Genomic DNA, 26,511 nt, shown 5'->3' on the forward strand with positions numbered 1-26,511 from the left:
GGGGGGCGGGTGGGGGGGGGGGCCCCCCCCCCCTCCCCGGGGTGGGGGGGCCCGCGCCCGGGGGGGGGGGGGCCGGCGACGGCGGGGGCGGGTTCCCGGGGGGGGGGGGGCCGAAACGGACCGGGGGGGGGCCGCCTGGATGAAAAGGGAGCGGCCCCGCTCCAGGTTGGCGCGTAGCCAGGGGTCGTACGAGGGTCAGACCTCCACCACGACAGGGAGGATCATCGGCCTGCGCCGGTACGTGTCCGAGACCCACTTGCCCAGCGTGCGTCGGATGAGCTGCTGCATCTGATGGGGCTCCACGACGCCGTCCTGGGCGGAGCGCTCCAGGACTTCCGTGACCTTCGGGAGGACGTCGCTGAAGGCCGAGTCCTCGATGCCGGAGCCACGGGCCTGGACATGGGGTCCGGCCGTGATCTTGCCGGTCGACGCGTCCATGACGACGAAGACAGAGATGATGCCCTCGTCGCCGAGGATCTTGCGGTCCTTGAGGGCCGGCTCGCCCACGTCGCCGACGGAGAGGCCGTCGACGTAGACATAGCCCGCCTGGACCTTGCCGGAGATCTTGGCCTTGCCCTCGACGAGGTCGACGACGACGCCGTCCTCGGCGATGACGATGCGGTCGTGCGGGACGCCGGTCAGGGCGCCCAGTTCGGCGTTGGCCCGTAGGTGGCGCCATTCGCCGTGCACCGGCATCAGGTTCTTCGGGCGGCAGATGTTGTAGAAGTACAGCAGCTCGCCGGCGGAGGCGTGGCCCGAGACGTGGACCTTGGCGTTGCCCTTGTGGACGACGTTCGCGCCCCAGCGGGTCAGGCCGTTGATCACGCGGTAGACCGCGTTCTCGTTGCCGGGGATCAGCGACGACGCCAGGATCACCGTGTCGCCCTCGACGATGCGGATCTGGTGGTCGCGGTTGGCCATCCGCGACAGAGCTGCCATCGGTTCGCCCTGTGAGCCCGTGCAGACCAGCACGATCTCGTCGTCCGGGAGGTCGTCGAGGGTCTTGACGTCGACGACCAGGCCGGGCGGGACCTTGAGGTAACCCAGGTCCCGTGCGATGCCCATGTTGCGGACCATGGAGCGGCCGACGAAGGCGACGCGACGGCCGTACTCGTGGGCCGCGTCCAGGATCTGCTGGATGCGGTGGACGTGGCTGGCGAAGCTGGCCACGATGATCCGCTTGCTGGCGCTCCCGAAGACCTGGCGCAGGACGTTCGAGATGTCGCGCTCGGGCGGGACGAAGCCCGGGACCTCGGCGTTCGTCGAGTCGGAGAGGAGCAGGTCGATGCCCTCCTCGCTCAGACGCGCGAACGCGTGCAGGTCCGTGAGCCGGCCGTCCAGCGGGAGCTGGTCCATCTTGAAGTCGCCGGTGTGGACCACCATGCCCGCGGGTGTGCGGATGGCGACCGCGAGGGCGTCCGGGATGGAGTGGTTGACCGCCACGAACTCGCAGTCGAAGGGGCCGATGCGTTCGCGGTGGCCCTCCGCGACTTCGAGCGTGTAGGGGCGGATGCGGTGCTCCTGGAGCTTGGCCTCGATGAGGGCGAGGGTCAGCTTGGAGCCGATCAGCGGGATGTCCGGCTTCTCGCGGAGCAGGAAGGGGACGCCGCCGATGTGGTCCTCGTGGCCGTGGGTGAGGACGATGCCCTCGATGTCGTCGAGGCGGTCCCTGACGGACGAGAAGTCCGGCAGGATCAGGTCGATTCCGGGCTGCTCCTCCTCGGGGAAGAGCACTCCACAGTCGACGATCAGGAGGCGGCCGCCGTATTCGAAGACCGTCATGTTCCGGCCGATTTCACCGAGGCCGCCGAGCGGGGTGACCCGTAGGCCGCCGTCGGGGAGCGCCGGGGGCGGGGCGAGTTCGGGATGCGGATGACTCAAAAGACTCTCCTCACCACACGCGCCACGTACCGGTGGGCACGTGGCGCGCATGACGTTCGTGCAGTAGCAGTTGTCGTTGTCTGTGCAGGCACCGGTGGCCTGCTATTCAGTTGTGGAGTTTCGTGCGCGAGGACTCGCGCGAAGTCTGGTGTTAGAGCTGTACCCCGCCCGCGGCAAGATCGATCTTGAGCTGCTCGATCTCCTCTGGAGTGAGTTCGACCATCGGTGCGCGCAGCGGTCCCGCAGGGAGGCCCTGGAGGGTGAGTGCGGCCTTGGTGGTCATGACGCCTTGGGTGCGGAACATGCCGGTGTAGACCGGGAGCAGCTTCTGGTGGATCTCAGTCGCCTTGTGGACGTCGCCCGCGGTGTACGCCTCGACCAGGGCGCGCAGCTCGGGGGTGACGACGTGGCCGACGACGGAGACGAAGCCGACGGCGCCCACGGAGAGCAGCGGCAGGTTCAGCATGTCGTCGCCGGAGTACCAGGCGAGGGCCGAGCGTGCGATGGCCCAGCTGGCCCGGCCGAGGTCGCCCTTGGCGTCCTTGTTGGCGACGATGCGCGGGTGTTCGGCGAGACGGACCAGTGTCTCGGAGTTGATCGGGACGCCGCTGCGGCCGGGGATGTCGTAGAGCATGACCGGCAGCTCGGTGGCGTCGGCGATGGCCGTGAAGTGCCGGTAGAGGCCGTCCTGCGGGGGCTTGTTGTAGTACGGGGTCACGACCAGGAGGCCGTGCGCGCCCGTCTTCTCGGCCTCGCGGGCGAGTTCGAGGCTGTGGCGGGTGTCGTTGGTGCCGACGCCGGCGACGACGTGGGCCCGGTCTCCGACCGCCTCGAGGACGGCTCGTACGAGATCCTTTTTCTCCGCATTGCTGGTGGTGGGGGACTCGCCGGTGGTGCCGTTGATGATCAGGCCGTCGTTGCCTGCGTCCACCAGGTGGGTAGCGAGCCGCTGCGCGCCGTCGAGGTCGAGTGCGCCGTCCGCCGTGAAGGGCGTGACCATGGCGGTGAGGACCCGCCCGAAGGGGGTCTGCGGAGTGGAGGTCGGAGCCATGGGTAACACGCTACTCGTTGCTCAGGGCGGGGTCTGCCCTCGGGGCAGGCGACAAGTCGTGACAAAGATGGAGCCCGGCACTGCCTGCTCGGGGGTTCAAGCAGTGCCGGGTCCGTTTGATCAGGCTAGATGAACTTCTCTAAATGCCGCAATACGGACACTTCGCCCAGCGGCCCCGTACATCTGTGCCCGGCGGGGCAGCATCAGCGCGTTACGGCGCGACGCGGCCGTTGGCGTTGAACGCGGCGTACGTGAGCGGCATGAGCTTGGCCCACTCCGCCTCCATCCTCTCGCCGACCATCTCGATCTCGCGCTGCGGGAAGGACGGGACCTTCGCCAGTTCGTGCTGGGTGCGCAGGCCGAGGAAGTGCATCAGCGAGCGGGCGTTGCAAGTGGCGTACATGGAGGAGAACAGGCCGACGGGCAGGACCGCGCGGGCCACCTCGCGGGCGACGCCGGCGGCGAGCATCTCCTGGTAGGACTCGTACGCCTGTCGGTACGAGTCCTCCATCACGCGGCCGACCAGCTCCTGCTGGGCCTGGGTGCCCTCGACGAAGACGTACTTGCCGGGGCGGCCCTCCTGGACCAGCTTGCGGGACTCGTCGGGGACGTAGAAGACCGGCTGGAGCTCGCGATACCGGCCCGATTCCTCGTTGTACGACCAGCCCACGCGGTGGCGCATGAACTCGCGGAAGACGAAGATCGGGGCGCTGATGAAGAAGGTCATCGAGTTGTGCTCGAAGGGGCTGCCGTGCCGGTCCCGCATCAGGTAGTTGATCAGGCCCTTGGAGCGCTCGGGGTCCTTGCCCAGCTCGTCCAGGGACTGCTCGCCGATGGTCGAGACGCGGGCGGCGAACAGCACGTCGGCGTCGGACGCGGTGTGCTTCACCAGCTCGACGGTGACGTCACCGCGGAAGCTGGGCTTGAGGTCGTCGGCGGGGGTGTCGGTCACGGCTCGGAGGGTCCCTTCCATCACTTCTGTGGGGCGGCGACCACTCTACGGCCCGGCACTGACAACGGGGCGTTCGGTGCCGGGCCGCGACATTCAGTCGCGAACGGCGGCGAACTTTGGCGAACTTCTGCGAAGTCGGGGAAATCGGGCACCTTTTGAGGCGTTCGCTCGTCTGTCTCGGTGACAGTGATTCGTTCGATCCCTGAGAGCCCCGAAGCGGCCCAGGGTCCTGGAGAGGAGAGGTACCTCTGATGTTTCGTCGGCGCGAACCCGTCCCGTTCGCCTTCGTCGCCGAGTCCGACAGGTATCGCAGCAATGTCGCGCCCCCACCGCGTGAGCGGGCGTCCGCGGGGCAGATAGCCGGGCGCTGGCTGCTGGGCCTCACCATCGTGGCCGGGCTGGTCGGGTCCCTGGTGCTCGGAATGCCGGCGCTGTCCCAGGACCAGTCGGCCACGCGGCCCGAGCAGTCGCAGGCGGACAGCGGGCGCTGACCCCATCCGGACCCCCGAGGGTGGTGAGCGGGGACGCGGGTCGATAACCTCACCGGGCACAGCCCATGCATGGATTGAGTGAGGACCAGCCGTGCCCCTGCCCTTCCTGACGGCCGACCGCGCATACGAGGCAGCGGAGGATGTCCCGCTGCCGTTCGACGACCGCGACCGGTGGCGGCGTCCCTACCGTCCCGGGCCCTGCCGGGTGGGCGTGGCGGCGATTCTGCTGCTGCTCGCCTCGTATGTGCTGTTCGCGGCCGTCATCATCGCGTTGACCGGCACGCTCGCCGAGGCCGGAGTGGTCTTCGGTATCGCGCTCGCCGTGATCGCCGCCGCCCTGCGGATGCTGCGCATGGGCGTGTGGGTGAGCGTGCGCGGGCTGCGCCGGGTGGGCTTCCTCGGCACGCGTACGGTGGCCTGGGACCGGATCGTCGCCGTGCGGACGGTGCAGCAGCCGGTGCGCTGGCTCGGGCTGCCGCGCGCGGTGCAGGGCCAGGCTCTGGCCCTTGTACGACAGGGGCGGTCCCCGGAGGACGAGAAGCCGCTGCTGACCACGCACAACGCCGACTTCCTGGCGCGGCCGGAGGCGTTCGACCGGGCCGCGGACACGATCGAGGCGTGGGCCGCGGAGGCGCGCCGCTAGGAGCAACGTGAGAATCCGCCGGCCGGTGGGGCTGGTCGCGCCCGCGCGGCGGCGCCGCAAATCGATACAGCGCACCTACAGGGCACTCCTCAGGGCGCCGTCTCCCTCAGCGTGATCGCCCGCTGCATCGCCTTGCGGGCGCGGGGGGTGTCGCGGGCGTCGTGGTAGGCGACGGCGAGGCGGAACCAGCTGCGCCAGTCGTCGGGGGCGGCCTCGGTCTCGGCCTTGCGCTTGGCGAAGACCTCGTCGGCCGAGTCGCGGTCGATGCGTCCGCCGGGGGTGCGCTTCAGTTCGTCGACGGGCAGGCCGCCCTCGGCGTCGAGTTCGGCGGCGAGCCGGTTGGCCTTGCGGACGAACTCGGTGTTCTTCCACAGGAACCACACGCCGATCACCGGCAGGATCAGCACCGCGACACCGAAGGTGACGGTCAGGGCCGTGCCGGCCTGGATGAGCATGACGCCGCGGCTGCCGACCAGGACGAAGTAGATGACCAGGACGGCAGCCGTGACGGCATAAGTGATCTTCGCGCGCATGACGGTCAGCCGAGGTCCAGGAAGTGTTCCAGGCCGAACGTCAGGCCCGGAGTGGTCACCACGCGGCGGGCGCCGAGCAGGATGCCCGGCATGAAGCTGCTGTGGTGGAGCGAGTCATGGCGGACGGTCAGCGTCTCGCCCTCGCCGCCCAGCAGCACCTCCTGGTGGGCGAGCAGCCCGCGCAGCCGGATCGCGTGGACCGGGACCCCGTCGACGCTCGCACCGCGGGCGCCGTCCAGGGCGGTGACCGTGGCGTCCGGCGCCGGGGCGGAGCCGGCGTTCGCCCTGGCCTCGGCGATGAGCTGGGCCGTGCGGGTGGCGGTGCCGCTGGGGGCGTCCACCTTGTTCGGGTGGTGCAGCTCGACGACCTCGACGGACTCGAAGTAGGGCGCGGCGATCTGCGCGAACTTCATCGTCAGGACAGCCCCGATGGAGAAGTTGGGCGCGATGAGCACGCCCGTCTCCGGGGACTGGGCCAGCCAGCCCTTGAGCTGCGCGAGACGGTCCTCGGTCCAGCCCGTCGTACCGACGACGGCGTGGATGCCGTGCCGTACGCAGAAGTCGAGGTTGCCCATCACCGAGGCCGGCGTGGTCAGTTCGACGGCGACCTGGGCGCCGGTCTCGGCCAGCGTCTCCAGCTTGTCGCCCCGGCTGAGGGCGGCGACCAGCTCCATGTCCTCGGCGGCCTCGACCGCCCGTACCGCCTCGGATCCGATCCGGCCCTTGGCACCGAGAACCGCCACGCGCAGCTTGCTCATGTTCTTGCTTCCTTCAGTTCCTTCAGGAGAGGACTTACGCGACCGAGAGGCTTACGGCGCGACCGCTTCGTGCAGACGGGACGCCTGTTTGTCCTTCAGCGGGCCGATGACCGACAGCGAGGGCCGCTGTCCCAGGATGTCGCGGGCGACCGCGCGGACGTCGTCCGGGGTGACCGAGGCTATCCGGGCCAGCATGTCGTCGACGGACATCTGCTCGCCCCAGCACAGTTCGCTCTTGCCGATACGGTTCATCAGCGCGCCCGTGTCCTCCAGGCCGAGGACCGTGGAGCCGCGGAGCTGGCCGATGGCGCGGTCGATCTCGTCTTCGGGCAGGCCGTGCTCGGCGACCTGGTCGAGTTCGTCACGGCAGATCTTCAGCACGTCGTGCACCTGGGACGGGCGGCAGCCCGCGTACACGCCGAAGAGGCCGCAGTCGGCGAAGCCGGAGGTGTACGAGTACACGCTGTAGGCCAGGCCGCGCTTTTCGCGGACCTCCTGGAAGAGGCGGGACGACATCCCGCCGCCGAGTGCCGTGTTCAGCACGCCCAGCGCCCAGCGGCGCTCGTCCGTGCGGGCCAGTCCCGGCATGCCGAGGACGATGTGCGCCTGCTCCGTCTTGCGGCCGATCAGCTCGACGCGTCCGGCGGTGCGGACGCTCCGGCTGCCGTGGCGCGGGGCGATGGGCATGGCGTCGAGGCTGTTGAGGGCGCCCGCCTTCTCGAAGGCGGCGCGGACCTGTCGTACGACCTTGTTGTGGTCGATGTTGCCGGCGCAGGCGACCACGAGGTGGGTCGGGTCGTAGTGCTTCTTGTAGAAGCGGCGGATGCGGTCGGCGGTGAGGGCGTTGACCGTGTCGACCGTGCCGAGGACGGGGCGGCCGAGGGGGTTGTCGCCGAACATCGTGTGCGCGAACAGGTCGTGCACGCAGTCGCCCGGGTCGTCCTCGGTCATCGCGATCTCTTCGAGGATGGCGCCCCGCTCGACGTTGACGTCCTCTTCGAGGATGAGGGAGCCCGTGAGCATGTCGCAGACGACGTCGATGGCGAGCGGCAGGTCGGCGTCGAGCACACGCGCGTAGTAGCACGTGTACTCCTTGGCCGTGAACGCGTTCATCTCGCCGCCGACGGCGTCGAGGGCCGAGGAGATGTCGAGCGCGGACCTGCGGGTGGTGCCCTTGAAGAGGAGGTGCTCCAGGTAGTGCGTGGCGCCGTTCAGGGCCGGCGTCTCGTCGCGGGAGCCGACGTGCGCCCAGATGCCGAAGGTGGCGGAGCGCACGGACGGGAGGGTTTCGGTGACGATCCGGAGGCCGCCGGGGAGGGTGGTCTTACGGACCGTACCGATGCCGTTGACGCCCTTGATCAGGGTTTGGGTACGGGCGACGGCCCGCGCCTCCGAAGAGGTGCGGGCCGTCGCCGTGGAGCTGCTCGACGTCACTGGTCGGTGTCGTCCTTCTTGTCGTCTGCGGCAGCATCAGCGTCTTCGCCCTCGATCACGGGGATCAGGGAGAGCTTGCCGCGGGAGTCGATCTCGGCGATCTCGACCTGGACCTTCTGGCCCACGCCGACGACGTCCTCGACGTTCTCCACGCGCTTGCCGCCGGCCAGCTTGCGGATCTGCGAGATGTGCAGCAGACCGTCCTTGCCGGGGAGCAGGGAGACGAAGGCGCCGAAGGTGGTGGTCTTCACGACCGTACCCAGGTAGCGCTCGCCGACCTCGGGCATCGTCGGGTTGGCGATGCCGTTGATCGTGGTGCGGGCGGCCTCGGCGGAGGGTCCGTCGACCGCGCCGATGTAGATCGTGCCGTCGTCCTCGATCGTGATGTCGGCGCCGGTGTCCTCCTGGATCTGGTTGATCATCTTGCCCTTGGGGCCGATGACCTCGCCGATCTTGTCCACGGGGATCTTGACGGTGATGATCCGCGGGGCGTTCGGGGACATCTCGTCCGGCGTGTCGATCGCTTCCATCATCACGTCGAGGATGTGGAGGCGGGCGTCACGGGCCTGCTTGAGGGCCGCGGCCAGGACGGAGGCCGGGATGCCGTCCAGCTTGGTGTCGAGCTGGAGGGCGGTCACGAACTCCTTGGTGCCGGCGACCTTGAAGTCCATGTCGCCGAAGGCGTCCTCCGCACCGAGGATGTCGGTGAGGGTGACGTAGTGCGTCTCGCCGTCGATCTCCTGGGAGATCAGGCCCATGGCGATACCGGCGACCGGGGCCTTCAGCGGCACACCGGCGTTCAGCAGCGACATGGTGGAGGCGCAGACCGAGCCCATGGACGTCGAGCCGTTCGAGCTGAGCGCCTCGGACACCTGGCGGATCGCGTAGGGGAACTCCTCACGCGTCGGCAGGACCGGGATCAGGGCGCGCTCGGCGAGGGCGCCGTGGCCGATCTCGCGGCGCTTCGGGGAGCCGACGCGGCCGGTCTCGCCGGTGGAGTACGGCGGGAAGTTGTAGTTGTGCATGTAGCGCTTGCGGGTCACCGGGGAGAGGGTGTCCAGCTGCTGCTCCATACGGAGCATGTTCAGCGTGGTGACGCCCAGGATCTGGGTCTCGCCACGCTCGAACACGGCGGAACCGTGCACCCGCGGGATGGCCTCGACCTCGGCGGCGAGCGTACGGATGTCCGTGACGCCGCGCCCGTCGATGCGCTTCTTCTCCTTGATGACGCGCTCACGGACCAGGGACTTGGTCAGCGAGCGGTACGCGGCGGAGATCTCCTTCTCGCGGCCCTCGAACTCCGGCAGGAGCTTCTCGGCGGCGAGCGCCTTCACGCGGTCCAGCTCGGCCTCGCGCTCCTGCTTGCCGACGATGGTGAGCGCCTGAGCGAGCTCCGGCTTGACTGCGCCGGTGAGCGCCTCAAGCACGTCGTCCTGGTAGTCCAGGAAGATCGGGAACTCGCCGGTCGGCTTGGCGGCCTTCGCGGCGAGGTCCGACTGGGCCTTGCAGAGGACCTTGATGAAGGGCTTCGCGGCGTCCAGACCGGCGGCGACGACCTCCTCGGTCGGCGCCTCGACGCCGCCCTTGACCAGCTGGATGGTCTTCTCGGTGGCCTCGGCCTCGACCATCATGATCGCGACGTCGCCGTCCTCAAGGGTGCGGCCCGCGACGACCATGTCGAAGACGGCGTCCTCGAGCTCGGTGTGCGTCGGGAACGCCACCCACTGGCCGCCGATCAGCGCGACGCGGACGCCGCCGATCGGGCCGGAGAAGGGCAGGCCGGCCAGCTGCGTGGACGCGGAGGCGGCGTTGATCGCCACGACGTCGTACAGGTGGTCGGGGTTGAGCGCCATGATCGTGGCGACGACCTGGATCTCGTTGCGCAGGCCCTTCTTGAAGGACGGGCGCAGCGGGCGGTCGATGAGGCGGCAGGTGAGGATGGCGTCCTCGGACGGCCGGCCCTCACGGCGGAAGAAGCTGCCGGGGATCTTGCCGGCGGCGTACATCCGCTCCTCGACGTCCACCGTCAGGGGGAAGAAGTCGAGCTGGTCCTTGGGGTTCTTGGAGGCGGTGGTGGCCGACAGCACCATGGTGTCGTCGTCCAGGTACGCCACGGCGGAGCCGGCGGCCTGCTTGGCCAGGCGGCCCGTCTCGAAGCGGATGGTGCGGGTGCCGAAGGAGCCGTTGTCAATGACGGCCTCGGCGTAGTGGGTCTCGTTCTCCACTAGCGTTTTCTCCGTTACTTGTCGTCTTTGTCCCGTGGCTGCCCGTGTGGCAGGGGGACGATTGCGGAGAAGCGCTCCGTCTGGTGCGGGCCGGTCTTCGATCGAAGCACCCGGGGCTCTTCGCCCGGGGGCCACTACCGAGGACCGGCGGCGGCGAGGCGCGCTTCTCCTCTCTGTTCTGTATTGCGTTGTGCTACCACACTACAAAGCGGGTGTGACACTCCGCACGTTTCCGCACGTACGGCAAAGGGAGCGGCCCCCGATCGTCTCGGGAACCGCTCCCTTCACGGCGTCTTACTTGGCGCCCGCCGCACCGCGGCGGATGCCGAGGCGGTCGACCAGCGCACGGAAGCGCGCGATGTCCTTCTTCGCCAGGTACTGCAGCAGCCGGCGGCGCTGACCGACCAGGATCAGCAGACCACGACGGGAGTGGTGGTCGTGCTTGTGGGTCTTGAGGTGCTCGGTCAGGTCCGAGATACGGCGCGAGAGCATCGCGACCTGGACCTCGGGAGAGCCGGTGTCGCCCTCCTTGGTACCGAACTCGGTGATGATCTGCTTCTTCGTAGCGGCGTCGAGCGACACGCGTACTCCTCGTAGTCTGTGAAGGGCCACCGAGTGCCCCCGGTCCACTTCTCGGGGGAGCTTCCATTACTCGGGAGGCGGGGATCCGCTGGGCGCGGCCTCCAGAGCCAGGGGCTCCGGGGGTGCGTACACAAACGGCCGTTACACAGCGTACCAGCAGACGAGCGCGCTCTTGACAGGCGTCCCGCGCCGGTCAGATGCCGCCGCGGACCTCGCCGTAGACATCGAGGACGGCCAGGCAGATCGGGACCAGGGAGAGCAGCACCAGCGAGTCGGCGAGATCGAGCATGCGGCCCCAGAACGGGGAGAGCCCCTTCTGCGGCACGATCAGCGCGATCGCGATCAGGACCAGCACGCCCACCCCGACCGTGGCGGCGAGCCACAGGGTCCGGATGTCGACGGCGCTGGAGTCGCCCTTGAGGAGGTCGACGATGATGCCGGCCGGCGGCGAGATGGCCAGCCCGAGCACCAGCAGCGCGATCGTGCTGACACCGGCCACGAACAGGCAGGTGACCTGGGCGGTGTACCGGAAGAGCCGGGCCCGCAGCATCGCGGCGAGGCCGGTGCACAGGGCCAGCAGCTGGGCCCAGCCCCCGTCGCTGAAGCCGAGCACCGCGCCACCGGCGCCGACGATCACGGCGGCGCAGCCACCGACCAGGCCGAGCAGCAGTTCGTGGCCCCGGCTGGTCTGGGCGACGATGCGCTGGACGTCGACGGCTTCGAGGTCGCCCTCGCGGCCCTCACGACGGGCCCGTGCCAGGTCCTCCGGGTTGCGGAAGCCGATCGGCAGCTTGGCGAAGCGGGCGGACCAGCCGGGCAGGAAGCCGACGACCGCCAGGCCGACGACGGAGGTGCCGGCGGCGATCTCCCGCGGCTCCGCCTCGGTGAGCACCCCGCAGAACACGGCGAGCGTGCCGATCCCGGCGGCCAGCGCGGCGGCCACGAACGGGGCGTCGCCCTGCGGCAGCAGCATGATCAGCACGACCGAGAACAGCAGTACGGCGACACAGCCGACGAGGAACTGGATCCTGCCGGGGCCTTCGCCCGCGTCCTGGGGGATGACGCCGGAGCCCGCGATGAGCGCGTGCGGCAGCGCCGAGATGCCGAGCGCGACGGCGGAACCACGGTCGTCGTACACCCGGGCCCGTACCCCGGCGAGTGCCGTCAGGGCCAGGGCGACCACGCCGGCCAGGATGCCCTGCAGGCCGTGCATGTCGTGCCGTATCGGATCCGCGAACCAGAAGACGAAGCCGAGCATGACCAGCAGCAGGGCGCCGGAGACGAGTCCGGCCACGCGCATGAGGTTGTCGTTCCAGCTGCGGATGTCCTGCTTGACCGCGGCGGCGATCGCGTCCACGACGTCGTCGTGCACGGCCGGCGGCAGGGAGTCGGCGAAGGTGCGCAGCAGCAGCACGTCGCCGTCCCTGACCCGGTGCTCGAGCAACGAGCGGCTGGCGTCGAGCACTTGGCCCTCGCGGGTGACCAGGTGATAGCCGGCCGGATCGGTGTCCGGCCGGGCCAGGCCCGAGAGTCTGACGATCTCAGGAAAAAGGTCCTGAATCGGCAGATCCTCCGGTAGCGCGACATCGACCCGGCTGTCCGGCGCCGCGATCGTGATTCGGCAGAAACCTGTCGACGTCCCCGTGCTCACCTGGTACTTCCCCCTGCTGGACAAGGCTTCCTCGCGCCGCTCGTACGACGCGGAGCGCCACCATATCCGTTGGCACGGGGGGTTCGGGGGCCACCTCCCCCGTTTCCTCCCCGGCCCCCCTCGGCATCTCCATCCTCCTGGCTCCCTCCGGCACTCGAAGCATCAGTAGGATCGACGCCCACACGTATGGCGCCTACGCGAACGAGAACACGTCGCGGTACACGGGGGCGTCGATGCCAGGACGTATCAATCGCGAAGGATGAGTGCATCGGTGAGCGTCGTCATCATCAAGCGACCACCGCGGATAGTGCCCCCGGCGGTCCCGGACGGCGAGGTCAAGCTCGAAACGCCGCCCGAGATCCCTCGCGAGGGCGACGAGAGCATGTTGATGAACATGCTGCCCATGATGGGCATGCTGGGTTCCGTGGGCTTCTTCTTCATGCCCGGCCTGCCCCCCTACATGAGGGTCGTCGGCGGGCTGATGCTGGCCTCGACGCTGGCCATGGCCATCGCCCAGTTCGCCAGGTCCCGGCAGAACGGCGGGGCGGGCATGGCGCAGGACCGGCGTGACTACTTCCGCTATCTCGAGCAGGTCCGCAAGGACGTGCACAAGACCGCCGAACTGCAGCGGCGCAGCCAGCTCTTCCAGCATCCCGACCCGGAACAGCTGTGGGCGGTGGCGGCCGACGGCAAGCGTCTGTGGGAACGCCGCCCGACGGACGCGGACTTCGCCTCCGTACGCATCGGCCGTGGCATCCAGCAGCTGAACACTCCGCTCGTCGCCCCGGAGACGGCGCCCAAGGACGAGCTGGAGCCGCTGACCGCGGCGGCGATGAAGGCCTTCCTCGACGCGCACGGCAGCCTCTCCGACCTGCCCGTCTCCGTCTCGCTCCGCGCCTTCTACCACGTGACGATGTGCGGAGAGACCGACACGGTCTACGGCAGTGCCCGCGCGGCCCTGGCCCAGCTGGCGACGCTGCATTCGCCCGAGGACCTGATGATCGCCGTGGTTGCGCACCCCTCGGCGGCGGCGGACTGGGACTGGATCAAGTGGCTGCCGCACAGCCAGCATCCGAAGGCCAAGGACGGCGCGGGCTCGACCCGGCTCCTCTTCGACGACCTCGGGGAGCTGGAGGAGGCGCTGGCGGACCAGTTGGACGACCGGCCGCGCTGGAACCGGGACGCCAACCCGGTCTACGACCAGCCGCATCTGATCGTGGTGCTCGACGGCGGCACCGTACCGCCGGACTCCGAACTCGCCAGCGCCGAGGGCCTGCAGGGCGTCACGTTCATCGAGATCTCCCCCGGCGAGCTGGAGGAGGAGCTGCGCGCGGGTCTCACGGTCTACGTCAAGCCGGAGCGGATGCGGCTGTTCGTCGGCCACGAGTCCGCGTACAACGGCAAGCCCGATGTGCTGAACCCGGCGCAGGCCGAGTCCCTGGCCCGGCAGCTGGCCCCCTTCCGGGTCGGCTCCGCGGAGGAGGGCGAACCCCTGCTGTCCAACCTGGACTTCACCGACCTCATGGGCATCGGCGACGCGGGCGCCGTCGACGTCTCCCGCACCTGGCGGCCCCGCACGCTGCACGAGCGGCTGCGGGTGCCGATCGGTGTCGGCGAGAACGGCGAGCCGGTCATGCTGGACCTCAAGGAGGCCTCGCAGGAGGGCATGGGCCCGCACGGTCTGTGCGTCGGAGCGACCGGTTCCGGCAAGTCCGAGGTGCTGCGCACGCTGGTGCTCGGTCTCGCGGTGACGCACTCCTCGGAGACGCTGAACTTCATCCTCGCGGACTTCAAGGGCGGTGCGACCTTCGCCGGTATGGCGGACATGCCGCACACCGCGGCGGTCATCACCAACCTCGCCGACGACCTCACTCTCGTCGACCGCATGCGCGACTCGATCATGGGTGAGACTCAGCGCCGTCAGGAGCTGCTGCGCTCGGCCGGCAACTACGCCAACCTGCACGACTACGAGAAGGCCCGGGCGGCGGGCGCCGCGCTGGAGCCGATGGCCTCGCTGGTGATCGTGCTCGACGAGTTCTCCGAACTCCTCACCGCCAAGCCCGACTTCATCGACATGTTCATCCAGATCGGCCGTATCGGCCGGTCGCTGGGCGTCCACCTGCTGCTGGCCTCGCAGCGCCTGGAGGAGGGCAAGCTCCGCGGCCTGGACACGTATCTCTCGTACCGGATCGGTCTGCGGACCTTCTCCGCCGCCGAGTCGCGTACGGCGATCGGCGTCCCGGACGCCTACCACCTGCCGTCGATCCCCGGCTCGGGTTACCTCCGCTACGACACCGACACCATGGTCCGCTTCAAGGCGGCGTACGTGTCGGGGGCGTACCACGGCGAAGGCCCGTCCCGGGTGCACCGCTCGACGCAGCTGCGGCCGGCGCTGTTCTCCGCGGAGCACGTGGCGCTGCCGCCGCAGCCGGTGATCGACGAGCCGGAGCCCGACAACAGGGTGGACGACGCGCTCGCCGACACCGTCCTGGACGTCCTCGTCAGCCGGATGGTCAACCAGGGCCCGCCCGCCCACCAGGTGTGGCTGCCCCCGCTGGAGGAGGCGCCCTCGCTGGAGCAGCTGCTCCCCCAGCTCGCCGTCCACCCGGAACGCGGCCTGACCGCGCCCGACTACACGGCACTCGGCCGGCTCAACGTGCCGGTCGGCCTGGTCGACAAGCCGTTCGAGCAGCGGCGTGACGTGCTGTACCGGGACTTCTCCGGTGGCGCGGGCCACGGTCTGTTCGTCGGTGGTCCGCAGTCCGGCAAGTCGACGCTGCTGCGCACGCTGATCTCGTCCTTCGCGCTCACCCACACACCGTCCGAAGTGCAGTTCTACTGCCTGGACTTCGGCGGTGGCAGTCTCATCTCGATGGAGGACCTGGCCCACGTCGGCGGGGTCGCCAACCGGCTCGACGCCGAGAAGGTGCGCCGTACGGTCAGCGAGGTCGAGGGAATCCTCAACGCGCGTGAGGAGTACTTCCGCGCGAACAACGTCGACTCGGTGCAGACCTACCGGCAGCGCCGGAACGCGGGCCAGCTGCCCGACCAGCCCTGGGGTGACGTCTTCCTCGTCATCGACGGCTGGGCCACCTTCAAGACGGACTACGAGCTGCTCGAGACCACCGTCACCGAGATCGCCACGCGTGGCCTCGGCTTCGGTGTCCATGTGATCCTCACCGCGAGCCGCTACACCGAAGTGCGGCCCGCGCTCAAGGACATGCTGCAGAACCGCATCGAGCTGCGGCTCGGTGACCCGACCGAGTCGGAGATCGACCGCAAGGTCGCGCAGAACGTGCCGTCCACCGTGCCGGGCCGCGGTCTGACGCCGGACAAGCTGCACTTCATGACCGCTCTGCCGCGGGTCGACGGCTCCTCGGAGACGGAGGACCTGTCGGAGGCCACGGCGATCCTCGTCCGGGGCATCAACGACAACTGGCAGGGCGCCCCCGCCCCGGCCGTACGGCTGCTGCCGACGATGCTGCCCTGGGACCGGCTGCCCAAGGGCTTCGAGCACCCGGAGCGCGGTGTCGCCATCGGCATCGACGAGTCGTCGCTCGCGCCGGTCTTCGTGGACTTCGAGACGGACCCGCACTTCATCGTGTTCGGTGAGAGCGAGTCCGGTAAGTCCGCGATGCTGCGGCTGCTCATCAAGCAGATCTGTGAGCGCTACACACCGCAGCAGGCGAAGATCGTCATGGGCGACTACCGGCGCGCCCACCTGGAGGGCGTGCCCGAGTCGCACCTCTCCCGCTACTGCGCGGCGGCGCCCGCGCTGGCGGAGACGCTGGAGGGCCTGGCCGGTTCGCTCGGCCGCCGGATGCCGGGCCCGGACGTGACGCCCGAGCAGCTGCGCAACCGCAGCTGGTACAGCAGCCCGGACGCGTTCGTCATCATCGACGACTACGACCTGGTGGCGACCGGTATGAACCCGCTGTCCCCGCTGCTCGAGTACCTGCCCTTCGCCCGTGACGTCGGCCTGCGCGTCATCATCGCGCGCGCTTCGGGCGGCGCCAGCCGGTCGCTGTACGAGCCGGTGATGCAGCGTCTGCGCGAGCTCGGCGCCCAGGGCATCGTGCTCTCCGGCGACCGGACCGAGGGGGCGCTGCTCGGCAACATCACGGCGTCTCAACTGCCGCCCGGGCGTGGGCACTTCCACACCCGGCGCCGGAGCGGGCAGCTGATCCAGACGGGGTGGCTGCCACCGCGGCACTGATCTGTGCACGGCTGAGTGACGAGAGGGGCGGCACCCGGGTGGGGGCCGCCCCTCCGCCGTGTACGGGTGGGTCTGGTTCGCGCCACGGCGGGGCCGTTACAGTGACGCAGCGACAGAAGAGCCGAGTCACGGGGGGTAGTTGTGGCCAACGACTGGATGCAGGCCGATCCCGGAGTCCTCAAGACCGAGGGCTTCAACATGTTCAGTGTCGGCCTGGACTTCAGCAAGGCGGTGCAGGCCCTGCAGACCGGCCTGACCGCGCTGGAGGGCGGCAGCGGCTCCACGCCCCCCTGGGGCGACGACGACATCGGCGAGAAGTTCGGGGTCGTCTACGAGGGTCTGCGCGACGGCATGTACCAGTCGATGGGCAGCCTGGCGGAGCGGATCGCGGGGATGGGGCTGGCGTTCACGGAGATGGGCGTCCGGCACGAGCTGAACGAGGGCAACGAGGACGCCGCCTGGCGGGATCTGACCTCGAAGTACGACGGCCAGGTGGAGATGGTGACCGGCGTGCATCATGAGCGGCGGCGGCAAGATGGAGAAGTCTGAACCCGCGGACTGTGAGTGACTTTCCACTTCCACAGCGTGATCGCCGTCTGCGCAAGTAGGCTGAGGCGCACACTTCGTAGGCACGTGAGGAAGAGGCCCAGCAGCATGACCCAGGCACGGGACAACGAGGTCGAGACTCAGCCCGAGGACGTCAAGGCGCGCAAGGAGCGCGAGCGGGACGAGCTGTACGCCCTCGACATCTCGGGAGTCGAGTGGCACTCCGCGCCCGGCACCGAGACACACGAGGAGCGTGTCGAGATCGCGTATCTGCCGCAGGGCGCGGTCGCCATGCGCTCGTCCCTCGATCCCGACACCGTTCTGCGGTACACCGAGGCGGAGTGGCGGGCGTTCGTACTCGGGGCGCGGGACGGGGAGTTCGACCTGGAGCCCGCGCCGCACAATGGTGGGATGGCGGCGGAGTAGGACGTACGGTCGTCCCCGGGGGCGTCAGTACAGCGAGAACCCGCCGCTGTGGCGCCCTTGGTTCTTCTTTGCGGGCTGCGAGTTATCGCCTTCCGGCCGCTTCGGCTCGGTCGGCCCGGAGGCAGGGTCGCCGCTCCCTCCCGCCTCCCCGCGCCTGATCTGCTCGCGCTCCTCCTCGGACAGCGACTCCCACTGACCGCGCAGGGACGACATGCCGCTGCCCAGCGCGCGGGCCACCGCGGGGTCGTCGAGGGCGTCGCGGAGGGCAAGGCGGCCGGAGAGCAGCTTCTTGGCCGCCTCCTGCATGTCCTTGCCGACACCGTCGGACGTGGACAGCTGACGCAGGGCGGAGTTCAGGGAACGAATCTGCTCCGGTTCGAGTGCCTCGTCCAGCACACCGCGGTCCGGCGAAGAGCCGTGCGGATCGGGTGAGTTGTCGGGTCGACTGGCCATGTCGCGTCTCCTCGCTGCTCGTCGCCTCTCGGCCACCCGCAGTATCTCAAGTCACGCGCGGGATGCCATGCTGGCTCCGATGCTGGCCGCCACTGGCTGCCAATGGCCGCTACTGGCCGCCTCCGGCCGCCGCGGTAGGGAAGGACCAGACTGTCATGGCTCGGACGCAAGCCAACGGCAAGAGCACCGGATTCGACCGTTCCGCCGCCGCCCTCCTGGGGCGGGCCTTCGGTCGCCTCGGGCGCGCGGGCGGCCTGGTCTTCCTGCTGGCGGGGCTCGCGTTGAGCGGATTCGGCGCGTACGAGGGGGCGTACGCGGCGGGTTGGACGGGTACGGCCGGCACCCTCACCGTGCAGCAGTGCGAGGTGAGTTACCCGAACAACGCCTCGCGCAGCAGCCGCAAGAACCGTCGGCCCGTCAGCTGCCAGGGCACCTTCGTCGCCGACGGCGGCAAGAGCACGGACCCGAAGGCCGCGGTGCAGGTCAGGAAACGGTACGCGCAGGGCACCGAGTTGTCGGTGCAGCAGACGGAGCCACCGACGGCGGCCGACGCGGGCGATGCCGACTACGTCCAGAGCGGCATGGACCGGGCGTGGCGCTGGTTCGGCGCCTTCTTCGGCGGCTGGGTCCTCACGGGCCTCGGCGTCTTCTGCCTCGCCACAGGTTTCGCCCCGTTCGGCCGGAGCCGCATCTCGTACGACGCGGCGTGGGAGGCGGCGGGGCGGGGAGTGACGCGGGCTGCTGTGATCGGGATGATCGGGGTGGGGCTGGTGGGTGCGGGTGTGTGCTTCCTGGTGAGCTACTTCTTCTGAAACTTCTTCTGACCCGCGGCTACTACGCGGTAGGCGCGATACGTGCCCCAGCCGCAACTGCCGTAGGCCGTCGGCGATTCGTTAGGCTCACGCACCATGACACCGCACTCCCTCTCCCCCGCACCGGACGCGATGGTCATACGGACCGGCCGCCGCAGCGTCATGGTGGGACTGCCCTGTTCCGTCCTGCTCATCGTGGTGGGTGCCGTCGGCGTCGCCGGCGCTGCCATGGTCGCCACCGGGAACCAGAAGGGCGAGTCCACCGTCGCGGGGTTCGCGGGCCTCGTCTTCATGCTGGCACTCGGTGTTCTCGGCGTGTTCCTCTTCCTCTCCAACTGGGCGAACCGCCGCAGCAGGATCCTCGTCGACCACACGGGCCTGTGGGTCGCAAACGGAAACGTGCGGAACGTCATCCCGTGGCAGACGCTCGCCGGCGTCGGCCTCTACTGGAGCAAGCTCGGCCGCAGCCAGAAGCTCTACTCCCTTGAGCTGTTCCCCGCCGGCCCCATCGACCGGGACGACCCGGCTCTGTGGACGCTGGTCCGCGACGAGGAGCCGCTGCACCCCGACCTGCCCCGCCTGCGCTACCGCCTCCCCTTCCCCGCCCCCTACCAGCAGCAGGTGGTGAGGGCGGTCCAGCAGTACGCCCCGCACATCTGGCTCGGCGAGTCCGAACGCGCGACGGGCCACATCGGCCGGCCCGACGTGAAGGGACACCGGCAGCGCACTCAGGGCCGTACGCCGTGACACGACGTCACCGACGGCCCGGGCGCGGGTTACAGCGCCGGACAACAGCACTGCCCTGCAACAGATTTGTGACAGCAATCCTCTGAAGTTGCCTGGTGGTGAGTCCGTAAGCTGTGCGCACGGTGGTACAGCTGAGTGATTTCCCTTGGTGAGTGAGGGGGTTGTACGGCCGTGTCGGTCTGACGGGGGTGCTTTCTGCTGTGTCGATGATGCTGCCGGACGAGCTCGAATGGGTTCTCCAGATGCTCGGCTTCAACTGGCCGACGGCTGACGAGGACAAGCTCAGGGACTCGGCCGCGCTGTGGCGGAAGTTCGGCGACGACGTCACCGGACTCCACACCTCCGCGAACGGCGCCGCGCGTATGGTGACCGCCCACAACGCCGGCGAATCGATCGACAAGTTCTCCAAGACGTACAAGAAGTTCGACGGCGGAGACGGCTCCGACGGCTACCTCGCGAACGCCGCGCAGGCCGCCCACATCATCGCGAACGTGATGGAGGCCTGCGCCTACCTGGTCGAGTTCGCCAAGTGGGCGGTGATCGCCCAACTGATCGCCCTCGCCATCCAGATCGCCGCCGCCGCGGCCGCCGCGCCTTTCACCTTCGGTCTGTCCTCGGTCGCGGGAATGGGCGCCACCGCGGCCGCCCGCATGATCGTCCGGCGCCTCCTCGACGAGCTGAAACAGGCGTTGCTCGAGGCGATCATCGAGGCCATGAAGGAGCCGGCGATCTCGGCGATCGAGGCGATCATCTCCGACCTCATCCGCCAGACGGTGAACGTCGGCTTCGGCGCCCAGCAGGGTTTCGACCTCGCCCACACCATGAAGACCGGCGGCACGGCAGGCCTGGAGGCCCTCAAGCAGTCACCGCAGACGCTGGCGGAGGGGGTGCGCGACAGCCTGGGGAAGAAGGCGGGCGACGGCGTGCACAACGCGGTCAACAGCCGGATTGACGGGTATGGCGGGCCGTCGGGGTTGCCGGGTAGCAATGGCGACGGCAGCGGTGGCTCCGGCTTGGGGAGTTCTGACTCGGGGGGCTCCGATTCGGGGAGCTCTGACTCGGGAAGTTCCGACGCCGGGAGCTCCAACTCCGGAAGCTCCAACTCCTCCTCGGACTCGGACTCGTCCAGTTCTACGCGTGCAAGCACTGGCAGTGGGCCGGGTGTGAACATCGGCGGTGGGATATCCGCGGATACCGGTGGGGCGGGCGTCGGTGGACCGGATGTGGGGGCCGGTCCTGATTCCGGGTCGGGCTCGGGATCCAACTCCGGTTCCGGTTCGGATTCCGGGCAGGGTCCGTCCTCTTCGGACTCGCCGTACTCGAGGCCGGCGCCGTCGCTGTCAGGCCCGTCCCTGTCGGACTTCGACGATCCGGCGCCCGGCGGAGCCTCGCCGAGCACCCCGTCCACGAACAGCTCGCCCGGTACCAACGGCGGCCCCTCCGTCTCCGGCCTCTCCTCGCCGACCCCGCAGTCCGCACCCACCCCCACATCGTCCGGCGGCCCGTCGTCCTCGTCGGGCGGTGGCGCGATCGGCACCCAGATCGACAGCCTGGCCACCAGCGTCCCCACCCAGTCGGCCGCGGCGCCGACGCCGGGCGACTCGTCTCCCGCGGGGGCGGGGGGTCGTACGGATGGCGGCTCGGCCGTGCCGACGTCGCCGGTGGCGTCGGCGGCGGCAGGTAGTACGGGTGGTACGGCCGGTTCGCAGCACGCCGGGGGTACGTCCGGCAGCACGCCTTCCGCGACCAGCCCGACCCCCAACTCGGGTGCGGCGAGGAATCCTTCCGCCAGTACGCCGGGTACGCCGTCCCCCGTGGGAACCGGACCTGCGTCCACGCCGAGCCACACGTCTCCTACGACGCCGCGGAGCACGCCCGCAACGACGCCGGACGGGCGCAGTCCCGGTGCGGCGGACGGTCGTACGCCCGGAGCGCCTGACGGTCGAACGCCGGGCCAGCGCATCCCTGGGGCGACGCCGGGCGACGGCATGCCGCCACGGAACGCGCCTGGTACGACGCCGGGGGACCGCACGCCGCCGCGTGACTCCTCCGGTACGACGCCGGGAGACCGGACTCCGCCCCGGAACAACCCCGGTACGACGCCGGGGGACCGTACCCCGCCCCCGACCGGCGGCAGCCGTACCCCCACGCCGGGTCAGAACCCGGGTGCGACCACCCCGAGCCCGAGCCCGAGCCCGAACCCGGACCGGTCGACTCCATCGAGGACCGCGGCTCCGTCCCCGAGCACCCCGACGACAACGCCCTCGACGTCGTCCGGCGCCGGACCGGACCGCACTTCGACACCGAGCGGCGACAACTCGAACGCTTCAGCACGTCCCGGCGCCGCCACCAGCACGAGCACCCCCGGCACACCCGGCGCCCAGAACCAGCCGGGCACCGGCTCCACTCCCACCAGGCCTCCCCAGCAGCCCGCGGGCAGCACGCCCAACGCGCCTCATGCCCCCGGCACCCCGCAGCAGCCGACTGCCCAGCCCCACACGCCGCCCAACCCACAGCATCAGCAGCAGCAACCGCAACAGCAGGTGACAGCGGTCCCGATCCACACCGTCGTCACCACTCCAAGTTCCTCGACGCCGCCACCGGACGCGACCCCGGCCACGCCGCAGCCGCCCGGCTCGCCGCAGGCCGACCCCGGGACCGGCAAGAACCAGCAACACCCCCAGCAGGACAGCCTGGACGACATCCGCGCCGACCTGGACCACTACCCCGGAGGCCTGTCAGAGCCCGACCCCAGCGACCAGCAGGCGCTGGCCGACGCGGTCCCGCGCAACGAGGACGGCACCCCGGAACGGTTCCCCGACCCCTTCGGCCCCTGGACCCAGCTCCAGAACGACGGCGGCAACGAAGTCCCCGGCCGCAGCAACAACTGCGCCGACTGCTCCCGCTCCTTCCTGGAGACCTGGTACGGCGACCCCCAGGTCTCAGCCCCCCGCACCCTCGACACCGACGCACACGGCAACCCCGACCCCTGGTCCCCCGAGGACAACGCGAACGCCAACCAGATCCGCTGGACAGGCGCCGCACACACCTACGCCGGCCCCGGCAACGACCCCGACACCGCCAACAGGATCGCCTCTGTCCTCCAGCAGGCGGGCCCCGGCTCAGCGGCCATCGTCCAGGTCGACTGGCCCGGCGGAGGCGGCCACGCCTTCAACGCCGTCAACCACAACGGCGACATCATCTGGATCGACACCCAGAGCGGAGAGGTCAGCCACGACCCCCTCCACCTGGACAACGCCGCACACGTCTGGCACATCCCGCTCGACGCCGACCGCAACCCGATCGACCTCACGCAGCCCGCCGCGGAGGACTCCGGGAACCAGAGCGACGCGTCGCAGAACCAGCAGGACGACGGGGCGCAGCCGGAGCAGTCCGAGACCTCCGCGAACAACGGGCAGCCGCAGAACGACGTCTCTGGCGACACCGCGAAGCAGGGCGACGACACCGAAGCGGAAGCCACCTCCCGTACTCAGGCGGACCCGGCGACCTCGGCGACCCCGGACGTATCCAACGACGCGGATTCCGCGCAGCCGTCGACGCGCGACCCGAACACGTCGCCGGACTCGACGCGATCCACGCAGGACCCGACGAACGGCGAGCCTGCAAACGAGAACGGCAGGCCCGAGCGCGAGAGCAGCAAGCCGACCGAACCGGACAGCAGGCAGACCGAAGCGGACAGCAGGCCTGACGGCCGGAAGTCATCCCAGGACGCTCCGAACGACCCCACCACCAACAACCGGGACACACCCCAGCAGACCACCGCGCCCTCAGACCCGCGGACGTCCGTCCCCCACCAGCAGACCGCGGACCCGCGTACCACCGACCCGCGCATTGCAGATCCCCGCACGACGGATCCGCGCACGTCCGACCCCCGCACAGCCGATCCCCATCGGGACACACCCACCCAGCAGAAGCCGGAGACCAACGAGCGCTCGGACGGCCGGCACCCGAACACCCCGCCGCGACCGGATCCGACTCGCCCCGATCATGTCGATGATCCGCGATCGGAGACGCCGGACAAGGACCGTTCCGAGACCCCGGGCCTGACCCGTCCCGACGAACCGAATCAGTCGCCGGCCGACGACCGCCGCGACCGCCCGAGCGACATGACCAAGGACTCCGCGGTCCCCACACGCGAGAGCCTTCCGGACGGCAAGAACGCCGATGCGGCCGGCTACGTCAGGGATTCCACGCGCGGCAAGGATCCGCTGTACGGCCCCATTACCGGCGAAACCAACGCAGTCGGCAACCGGCCCCATTCCGACGGCAACACCACCCCACCGCCCGGGCCCGCCGAACCCGCCGCGCGCAATAACGAGGACGACAAGGCCTTCATCCGCAGGATGGTCGACTTCGCCAATGAGAGCAGGGAGAACCGCAAGCAGTACTGGCAGAAGAACGGCAATCGCAACAGCCTGGACGACAGGGTCGATGGCCAAAGGCTTCCGCAGCTCAAGCGGGACCCGGACCAACCGGACGATCCAGATAAATTCATCGCGGCCAGCGAGGTCCCGCCACCGGACGCGCCCGACTACATGCCCGAAGACATCGTCAAGCCCGTCAAGCTGGGCCGCGAGGACGGCCAGATCACACCCGAGAATCTTGAGGCTCTCGACGCTGAGACCAACAATCGCGAGTGGACGCTCCAGGCCGACCGCATCGCCGAGGCCGCCAAATTGCAGGCGAAGGCGGACCACGGCGAGGATTCCGAGGAATACAAAGCGGCCAAGCGCGTGTACGCGGACACGCATTCCGCGGTACGCGACATCGGCGAGAACCACGGCGAGTACTCGGCGCTGCATCATGCGATGTCCAGCCAGCACCCTGAGTACGTACTGGTCGACGTACCTCATACCGGAAATGGAAGCGATCAGTTCGACCAGATCTACGAGAACCCGAACAAGCCCGGACATTACATTGTGGTCGAAGCCAAGGCGCCCACGGGTCAGCTCGGTGAACGCAACGGCCATACCGGCAAGAAGGTGATGCAGGGCACCCGGGAGTACTTCGAAACCATCAATATGCTGATGCGAGAGGGGACTCCAGAACAAAGGGCAATTGCCAAGAAACTGCAGGCCGCCTACAAACTGGGGAACGTCCAGTACGTCGTGGTGCAGTCCAAGGTCGAAAGCGATCCGGAAGCCAACGCACAGGCCAACAACGGGAACCACGAAGGCGGTTACGTCGGCGACGACGGCCACCGTGATCGCAAGAGGTACGGTGGAGCGAACATGGACTACTTCGACATCCGGAAGCCGGAGGACAGGCGGCAATGACTACCCAAGTGGCACGTCACGAGGTGCCTGCCGACCGAATTATCAGTGCGCAAGAGCTCCTTGACGACGCCGAAGAACGGGCCCGAGAGCTCGAAACCATGCCCAGCACGTTCAACATGGCGCTGAACACGGCGCTGTCGGACGCCAAGAATCACTGCGCCCTCGATCCCCGCGCCGCACGGATCGAGACCTGGGAGGCATGGGTCGCGACCATGCAGATCGGCTCCGCCCTGTTCCGGTCGGCCACCTCGTCGGAACCCACGGTGGAATGTCTGATCTCGGGCAAACTGCGGACGATCCCCACCACCGGCCCGCAGTCGCCCGCCGACGCGGGCAACTGGCTCACCGCGTTCTACCTGGCACTCATCTGCCGCGAAAAGGAACGGCTGAACGAGCTGAGCGACGTCCCGATCTCGCTGTTGCGCGAGTCCGGAGCGGTGTTCGACGAGTACATCTACGACTGGGTCGACACCCTCCAGACGTACTGGAAGGAAGGCCCCGGCCTCGGCGACAAGCTGACGGCCGCGATCAGGGGAACGGACCCGGAGGTCCTACAGGTCACCGACCGCAGCCTGATGCTGCGCATCCTGTATCCCCCGCTCAACCTGTTCTACCGCTGGGCCGCAGGCGACGGTGAGCGCTTCAACGCAGAACTGGTCAAGGCCCTGGAATCGCACAAGGAGTACTGGACGGCGGAGGAGTCGACGGCAGCGCAGGTGAGCGGTCTCGTCGCAGTGGGCCCGCTCGCGATGGCCTGCCTCGCCTACGACAGCGGCATGCCCATTGAGGTGGAGTCCGGCTACATCCCCAAGTATCTGCTGGAACGCGGCCGCGTCGGCGACTTCCCCACCTGATCCCCGACAAGGAGTATCCCCAACAACGAGTGCCTGCCCAACGAGTTCGATACCAGAACGGAGGAGAAGGGGAAAGCGATGCAGATTCCGCGGCATGAATTCCCGACGCGAAATGCCCTGAGGATCCTTGAAACTCGCACCAAGGACTTCTGGGACGACGTTCAAGACCTACGGGACGAACCGTCGTGCTTCTCGAACGTTCTGGCCGACGCCATCGGGCTCTTCTGCCGCCAATGTGTCGTGGACCCGGAGGCCGACAAGGTCGAGACCTGGGAAGCTTGCGTCGCCGCCATGCAGGTCGGCTCCGCCCTCTTCGAGTCGGCGCGGGCGACAACCGACGCCATCGAATGCCGCATCGGTCACGAGATGCGGACCATCCGCGCCGGCGCCCTGCCCCGCGCCCACGCCGGGAACTGGCTCAGCGCCTTCTGGCTCGCCTGCATCTGCCGCGAAAAGAAACGCATGACGGAACTGTGCCAGTTCCCGGCCGCACAACTACGGCAAGCCGACGGCGTCTTCGACGAGTACATCTACCACTGGGTGGAAGCGCTACAGGCCTACTGGCTCAAGCGCCCCGAATTCGGCGACAAACTGGTGGCCGCGGTGGACGGAACGGACCCCGGAGCCCTGCGCCATGCCCCGCGCGACGGCGTCCTCCAGATCATGTACCCGCCCATGAACCTCCTGACTCAGCTGACACGCGGCGACCAGAACAAATTCAACACCGAACTCGCCAAAACCCTTGAATGGCACAAGTACTACTGGACCCACGACGAAGACCGCGAACGGGACACCGAAGGCCTCGTCGCTCTGGGCCCGCTGGGCGTCTGCTGCCTCGCCGTCCAGGCCGGCTTCACCATCACCGTCGAATCCGAATACCTTCCCAAGCACCTCCTCGAAGGCGCCTGGCTCAACGAATTCCCCCACATAACCCCGGCCCGGCACCCAGGCATCTGAAA

General features: G+C 69.1%; 20 protein-coding genes. 10 read left to right on the top strand and 10 right to left on the bottom strand.

The features are described 5' to 3' along the window. Window positions 1-195: 195 nt before the first annotated feature. The 3 genes from KCH48_RS40645 to thyX form a co-directional block, all read right to left on the bottom strand. Window positions 196-1,881, bottom strand: a complete 1,686-nt coding sequence (locus KCH48_RS40645) for a ribonuclease J (protein ID WP_210582670.1) — start codon at window positions 1,879-1,881, stop codon at window positions 196-198. A 151-nt stretch (window positions 1,882-2,032) separates the two neighbouring features. Next, a complete protein-coding gene (gene dapA / locus KCH48_RS40650; RefSeq protein WP_210582671.1) occupies window positions 2,033-2,932 on the bottom strand; it encodes a 4-hydroxy-tetrahydrodipicolinate synthase in 900 nt (299 codons plus the stop codon). A gap of 211 nt (window positions 2,933-3,143) precedes the next feature. Continuing rightward, window positions 3,144-3,884: an FAD-dependent thymidylate synthase gene (gene thyX, locus KCH48_RS40655; protein ID WP_210582672.1), complete on the bottom strand. Its 741-nt coding sequence runs from the start codon at window positions 3,882-3,884 to the stop codon at window positions 3,144-3,146. Window positions 3,885-4,135: 251 nt separating this feature from the next. Between thyX and KCH48_RS40660 the strand changes: the two genes are divergently transcribed. Together KCH48_RS40660 and KCH48_RS40665 are read left to right on the top strand one after the other, a co-directional pair. Next, complete coding sequence (locus tag KCH48_RS40660; protein WP_210582673.1) at window positions 4,136-4,375, top strand: hypothetical protein; 240 nt, start codon at window positions 4,136-4,138, stop codon at window positions 4,373-4,375. Between the two features lie 91 nt (window positions 4,376-4,466). After that, window positions 4,467-5,018 (top strand): hypothetical protein, encoded by a 552-nt coding sequence (locus tag KCH48_RS40665; protein WP_210582674.1) that lies wholly within the window; start codon window positions 4,467-4,469, stop codon window positions 5,016-5,018. 89 nt (window positions 5,019-5,107) lie between these two features. Here the strand turns inward: KCH48_RS40665 and KCH48_RS40670 are convergent, their stop codons facing one another. From KCH48_RS40670 to eccD, 6 genes are all read right to left on the bottom strand, one after another. Beyond that, window positions 5,108-5,551, bottom strand: coding sequence for a hypothetical protein (locus tag KCH48_RS40670; protein ID WP_210582675.1), 444 nt, complete (start codon window positions 5,549-5,551; stop codon window positions 5,108-5,110). A gap of 5 nt (window positions 5,552-5,556) precedes the next feature. Beyond that, a complete protein-coding gene (gene dapB, locus KCH48_RS40675) occupies window positions 5,557-6,309 on the bottom strand; it encodes a 4-hydroxy-tetrahydrodipicolinate reductase (RefSeq protein ID WP_210582676.1) in 753 nt (250 codons plus the stop codon). A gap of 51 nt (window positions 6,310-6,360) precedes the next feature. Then, entirely contained in the window at window positions 6,361-7,743 is a 1,383-nt protein-coding gene (locus tag KCH48_RS40680; RefSeq protein ID WP_210582677.1) for a pitrilysin family protein, read from the bottom strand. Next, window positions 7,740-9,968 carry a polyribonucleotide nucleotidyltransferase gene (locus tag KCH48_RS40685; protein ID WP_210582678.1) on the bottom strand — a complete coding sequence of 743 codons (2,229 nt, stop codon included), beginning with the start codon at window positions 9,966-9,968 and terminating at the stop codon, window positions 7,740-7,742. The genes KCH48_RS40680 and KCH48_RS40685 overlap by 4 nt, the downstream gene beginning before the upstream one ends. Window positions 9,969-10,262: 294 nt before the next feature. Next, window positions 10,263-10,550 carry a 30S ribosomal protein S15 gene (gene rpsO, locus KCH48_RS40690; protein WP_210582679.1) on the bottom strand — a complete coding sequence of 96 codons (288 nt, stop codon included), beginning with the start codon at window positions 10,548-10,550 and terminating at the stop codon, window positions 10,263-10,265. Window positions 10,551-10,743: 193 nt separating this feature from the next. Next, window positions 10,744-12,201: a type VII secretion integral membrane protein EccD gene (gene eccD, locus KCH48_RS40695; protein WP_210582680.1), complete on the bottom strand. Its 1,458-nt coding sequence runs from the start codon at window positions 12,199-12,201 to the stop codon at window positions 10,744-10,746. Window positions 12,202-12,472: 271 nt separating this feature from the next. Between eccD and eccCa the strand changes: the two genes are divergently transcribed. From eccCa to KCH48_RS40710, 3 genes are all read left to right on the top strand, one after another. Continuing rightward, entirely contained in the window at window positions 12,473-16,417 is a 3,945-nt protein-coding gene (gene eccCa / locus KCH48_RS40700) for a type VII secretion protein EccCa (RefSeq protein ID WP_210582681.1), read from the top strand. Window positions 16,418-16,558: 141 nt separating this feature from the next. Beyond that, entirely contained in the window at window positions 16,559-16,966 is a 408-nt protein-coding gene (locus KCH48_RS40705) for a hypothetical protein (RefSeq protein ID WP_210582682.1), read from the top strand. A 105-nt stretch (window positions 16,967-17,071) separates the two neighbouring features. Then, complete coding sequence (locus KCH48_RS40710) at window positions 17,072-17,389, top strand: DUF397 domain-containing protein (protein WP_210582683.1); 318 nt, start codon at window positions 17,072-17,074, stop codon at window positions 17,387-17,389. 24 nt (window positions 17,390-17,413) lie between these two features. On the opposite strand, the gene KCH48_RS40715 is transcribed toward KCH48_RS40710, so the two are convergent. Beyond that, window positions 17,414-17,842, bottom strand: coding sequence for a hypothetical protein (locus KCH48_RS40715; RefSeq protein WP_210582684.1), 429 nt, complete (start codon window positions 17,840-17,842; stop codon window positions 17,414-17,416). 155 nt (window positions 17,843-17,997) lie between these two features. Here KCH48_RS40715 and KCH48_RS40720 point away from each other — a divergent pair, with 155 nt between their 5' ends. From KCH48_RS40720 to KCH48_RS40740, 5 genes are all read left to right on the top strand, one after another. Next, window positions 17,998-18,654 (top strand): hypothetical protein, encoded by a 657-nt coding sequence (locus tag KCH48_RS40720; protein ID WP_210582685.1) that lies wholly within the window; start codon window positions 17,998-18,000, stop codon window positions 18,652-18,654. 96 nt (window positions 18,655-18,750) lie between these two features. Further along, on the top strand, window positions 18,751-19,401 hold the full coding sequence (locus tag KCH48_RS40725) for a hypothetical protein (RefSeq protein ID WP_246886680.1): 651 nt from the start codon (window positions 18,751-18,753) through the stop codon (window positions 19,399-19,401). 206 nt (window positions 19,402-19,607) lie between these two features. Then, a complete protein-coding gene (locus KCH48_RS40730; RefSeq protein ID WP_210582686.1) occupies window positions 19,608-24,698 on the top strand; it encodes a toxin glutamine deamidase domain-containing protein in 5,091 nt (1,696 codons plus the stop codon). 98 nt (window positions 24,699-24,796) lie between these two features. After that, window positions 24,797-25,552: an immunity 49 family protein gene (locus KCH48_RS40735; protein WP_246886682.1), complete on the top strand. Its 756-nt coding sequence runs from the start codon at window positions 24,797-24,799 to the stop codon at window positions 25,550-25,552. Between the two features lie 78 nt (window positions 25,553-25,630). After that, window positions 25,631-26,509 carry an immunity 49 family protein gene (locus tag KCH48_RS40740; RefSeq protein WP_210582688.1) on the top strand — a complete coding sequence of 293 codons (879 nt, stop codon included), beginning with the start codon at window positions 25,631-25,633 and terminating at the stop codon, window positions 26,507-26,509. Window positions 26,510-26,511 lie beyond the last annotated feature (2 nt).

This window comes from Streptomyces sp. GESEQ-4 (assembly GCF_017948455.1).
Lineage (GTDB): Bacteria > Actinomycetota > Actinomycetes > Streptomycetales > Streptomycetaceae > Streptomyces.